We start from the raw sequence: 4,311 nt of genomic DNA on the forward strand, positions 1-4,311 counted from the left end.
CCTGCGTGCTGGCATCGACCTGCGGCAGCGGCCAGGGGTCCCACGGCGCGACGGTGGCGGTGGCGTCCAGCGACTGCCCTTGTGCGCGCAACGCGGCCTTCGCGTTGAAGCGCGCGAGCGGGCCCTTCGCCGACAGGTCGGCATGCCAGTCGTTGCGCAGCGATTTCGCCCAGGCCGGCAGCGTCGGCAGGGCCGCCTCGCTGCCGCTGCCCTGCACGCCGGCCAGCTGCAGCTCGAGCGGCATGTCGCCGTCGGCACCGATCTGCGCGCCGCCGGTGACCTGCAGCGCATCGAGCCGCAGCGAGACATCGCTGACACGGTGCAGCGCGCCGCGCTCGGCGCCGAGCGCGACCCGGGCGGCGATCTCGCGCAGCGGATGCGCCTCCAGCCCCGGCACCAGCAGCGTGCCGACGGTGAGCTTGTCGACATGCACCTCGACCGGCGAGCGCAGCGAGCTCGGCAGCCCCGACGGCTTGGCATTCGGGTCGCTCGGGCCGATCAGCACCGTGACGCGCTCGGCCGACATCGCATCGGCATGCACCGCCGCCCAGGAGCGCGGGTAGGGCGTGAACGACAGCGACAGCCCGCGCCAGCGCAGCGCGTCGATCACGACGCGGTCGTGCTCGCCGAGCACGACGACGACCTGCTTCGCACTGAAATCGCCGACCAGCGAGCCGCGCGGCTCGCTGACCTGCAGCAGCGGCAGCGCGCGTGCCACGTTGCCGAGCAGCCACGCGGTGCCGCTCTCGCTGCCGGCCGCCCACAGCGCGGTGCCGACCAGCGCGGCCGGCAGCACGACCAGCAGCACGAAGCCGATGATCAGCAGCGCGACCCACCAGCGGCGTCGGCGCAGCGGCTTCGGCGGGGCGGGCGTGGCTTCGGTGTCGTCGCTCATGCGTGCTCTAGAAGGCGATGCCGACGCTCAGGTGCAGCCGGTTTTCGTCGACCGCCTGCCCATGCGCATAGTCGATGCGCAGCGGCCCGACCGGGCTGCGCCAGCGCAGGCCGACGCCGTAGCCGTAGACCGAGTTCACGTGGCCCCAGGTGTCGGACGCGTTGCCGCCGTCGGCGAACACCGCCCACCACAGCGAGGGCATGCGCGGCGAGATCGGGCGGGCCAGTTCGATGCTGCTGGTCAGCAGGAAGCGGCCGCCGTAGAGCTCGCCATCCTTGATCACGCCCAGCGAGCGGTAGGCGTAGCCGCGCACCGAGTCGTCGCCGCCGGCGCGGAACAGCAGCGCATCCGGGATGCCGACATCGGGTTTCGCGAACACGCCGCCGGCCTCGACGCGGGCCTGGCCATACCAGCGCTGGCCGAGCGGCCAGTAGCCGGTCAGGCGGCCGTAGGTGCGGCCGAACGGGCCGTTGCTGGCGAAGTTGTTGATGGCATAGCCGCCGGCCGCCTGGATCGAGGCGGTGAGGCCCTTGGTGGGCAGCAGGATGCTGTCGACGTCGCGCCAGACCCAGTTGTAGTTCTGCGAGACGGCGCGGCTGTCCTGCTCGGCGGTGTCATTGGTCAGCTTCGAGTCGAGCACCTCGACGAAGATCAGCCGCTCGATGTGCTCGGTGTCGAGCGAGCGGCCGACCCGCACGCGCGAGTTCAGCGTGATCGCGCCGGCCGAGTCGAGCCGCGAGATGCTGGTGGCGATCAGGTTGCGGTACTGGCCGTCGGTCGGGTTCGACGTGAGGTCGGCGTCCCACGAGCGCAGGTCGCGGCCGAGTTCGAACTTGTTGTGCAGCTGCGCGTTGAAGCCGAACGGCCGGCGGTGCCGGTGCTCGAAGGTGAGGCGCCCGCCGGTGTTGTCGCTGTAGCCGATGCCGAAGGTGGCCTGCTGCAGCGTCTGCTCGCGCACCCGCACCGTCACCGGCGTCGCCGCGGCAACCGCCGGATCGGGATCGATCTCGACCGAGACGCCCTCGAACAGCCCGAGCTTGCCCAGGCGTTCCTGGAAATCGAGGATGCGTTTCTCGGTGTAGGGCGTGCCGGGGCCGAAGTCGGCGAGGTTGCGGATCGCGCCTTCGTCGTAGCGCTGCAGGCCTTCGATGCGGATCTCGCCGAGGTGGAACAGCGGGCCGCTGTCGAGCACCGCGGTGATGCTGGCCTTCTGCGTCGACGCGTCGACGCGTGCTTCGGTGCTCTTCCATTGCGCAGCCGGGTAGCCGTCGGCTCGCAGCCGGGCCACGGTCTCGTTCTTCGCCTCGCCCCACAGGCTCTGGCGGAACGGGCGGCCGAGCTTCAGCGGCCACTGGTCCTCGAGGCGATCGAGGGTCTCGCGCGCAGCCGGATCCTTGGCGTCGAGGCCTTTCTTCAGTTCGCCCTCGATCTGCAGGTCCCAGTGGTCGACGCGGGTGCGCGGGCCGACCTGCAGCACCAGCTTGATGACCGGCAGGCCTTCGGGCGTCTCGCTGCGCTCGACGCGGGCTTCGGCGTTGAAGTAGCCCTCGGTCTCGACCAGCGTCTTCGCCTGGGCCGGCGCGGCCGCGGCGAGGCGGTCGAGCTCGGCGCGGGTAATGCCTTCCTGCGTCGACGACTGGAAGCGGCCGAGGTCGAGGTAGGTGGTGAGCAGGGCCTTCAGGTCGTCGGGGGCCTCGATCTCGAGCCGGTAGGCGACGAAGGCCGGTGCGGACGCGGCGGTCGCCGGTGCGGCGGCGGACTCGGGCTTGCTGCTGCCGTCGGCCTCGGGTTTGAAGATGGCGCAGCCCGAGAGGGACAGCGACAGCGCGAGCCCGGCGGCCAGCAGGGGCGGTGCGGGCAACCTCATTTGCTCAGCAGCCGCATGGCACCTTCGAGGCCTTGCAGCGTGAGCGGGAACATGCGCTGGTTCATCAGCTGGGCGACGATCGAGATGCTCTGGCGGTAGCCCCAGACGCCCTGCGGCTCGGGGTTGATCCACGCGAACTTGGGGAAGGCATGCGTGAGGCGCTGCAGCCATTCGGCGCCGGCCTCCTCGTTGTTGTATTCGACGCTGCCGCCGGGCTGCAGGATCTCGTAGGGGCTCATCGTCGCGTCGCCGACGAAGATCAGCTTGTAGTCCTTGTTGTACTTGCGGATCACGTCCCAGGTGGAGAACTTCTCGCTGTAGCGGCGGCGGTTGTTCTTCCACATGAAGTCGTAGACGCAGTTGTGGAAGTAGTAGAACTCCAGGTGCTTGAACTCGGCCTTGGCGGCGCTGAACACCTCTTCGACGCGGTGGATGTGTTCGTCCATCGTGCCGCCGACGTCCATCAGCAGCAGCACCTTCACCTTGTTGTGGCGCTCGGGGACCATCTTGATGTCGAGGTAGCCGGCGTTGGCGGCGGTCGAGCGGATGGTGTCGTCGAGGTCGAGTTCCTCGTCGGAGCCTTCGCGGGCGAAGCGGCGCAGGCGGCGCAGCGCGACCTTGATGTTGCGGGTGCCGAGTTCGAGCGAGTCGTCGTAGTCCTTGAACTGGCGCTGGTCCCAGACCTTGACGGCGCTCTTGTTGCGGGACTTGTCCTGCCCGATGCGGATGCCTTGCGGGTTGTAGCCGTAGGCGCCGAACGGGCTGGTGCCGCCGGTGCCGATCATGCGGTTGCCGCCTTCGTGGCGTTCCTTCTGTTCCTCGAAGCGCTTCTTGAGCGTCTCCATCAGCTCGTCCCAGCCCATCTTCTCGATCGCGGCCTTGTCCTCGGGGCTGAGTTCGAGCTCGAACTTCTTCTGCAGCCAGTCGAGCGGGATGTCCTGCGTGAAGTCGGTGAGCAGCTCGACGCCCTTGAAGTAGGCGGCGAAGGCGCGGTCGAACTTGTCGAAGTTGGCCTCGTCCTTGACGAGCGTGGTGCGGGCGAGCAGGTAGAACTTGTCGACGCTCGGGCCGCCGTCGTCGTCGCCGTCGTTGTCCAGAACGCCGGCTTGCAACGCTTCGAGCAAGGTCAGGTATTCCTGGACGGAAACCTTCAGCTTGGCGGCGCGCAGGGTGAAGAAGAAGTTGGTCAGCATGGCGGGCTGGGCGCGGCGTACCGCGATGAAACTACGGCGTATTGTGACTTCGTCTGCACGCACCGTCCTCGTGCGCATACCCCATTGTTGCGGTGCGGCATTCCGGTTGTCCTACGGAGGCTTCGCGCATCATGTTCCGGCTGACATTCCTGCCTCTGCCTGTGACATGAAGTTTCCGGCGCGCATGCGCTTCCTGCTGACGACGATGCTGATGGCGGTGGGCGCTGCCGGCGCGTGGGCGGCGCCTCCCGTGCCGTGTCGCGTGGATCCGTTCGCCGACGCCGGCCCGGCCGACCGCGAGGCGCTGCTGTTGCGGCGCTGTGGCGGCGAGCGCATCGACTGGCGTGTCGAGACAC

General features: G+C 68.9%; 4 protein-coding genes. 1 reads left to right on the forward strand and 3 read right to left on the reverse strand.

Features of this window, described 5'->3' with window-relative positions:
- The 3 genes from AC1D01_RS22770 to AC1D01_RS22780 all read right to left on the reverse strand — a co-directional run.
- Positions 1-895 (reverse strand): hypothetical protein (locus AC1D01_RS22770; protein ID WP_477870327.1); only part of this gene is annotated, 895 nt, incomplete at its 3' end.
- Between the two features lie 7 nt (positions 896-902).
- Positions 903-2,756 (reverse strand): autotransporter assembly complex protein TamA, encoded by a 1,854-nt coding sequence (locus tag AC1D01_RS22775; protein ID WP_477870329.1) that lies wholly within the window; start codon positions 2,754-2,756, stop codon positions 903-905.
- 2 nt (positions 2,757-2,758) lie between these two features.
- Positions 2,759-3,955: a vWA domain-containing protein gene (locus tag AC1D01_RS22780; protein ID WP_477870331.1), complete on the reverse strand. Its 1,197-nt coding sequence runs from the start codon at positions 3,953-3,955 to the stop codon at positions 2,759-2,761.
- Positions 3,956-4,121: 166 nt separating this feature from the next.
- Here AC1D01_RS22780 and AC1D01_RS22785 point away from each other — a divergent pair.
- The coding region (locus tag AC1D01_RS22785; protein WP_477870333.1) for a hypothetical protein at positions 4,122-4,311 on the forward strand (190 nt) is incomplete at its 3' end.

This window comes from Rhizobacter sp. P3_B12, assembly GCF_056402895.1.

Coding starts and splice junctions, on each gene's coding strand:
- AC1D01_RS22780 (WP_477870331.1), bottom strand. CDS start 3,955: ATGCTGACCAACTTCTTCTTCACCCTGCGCGCCGCCAAGCTGAAGGTT.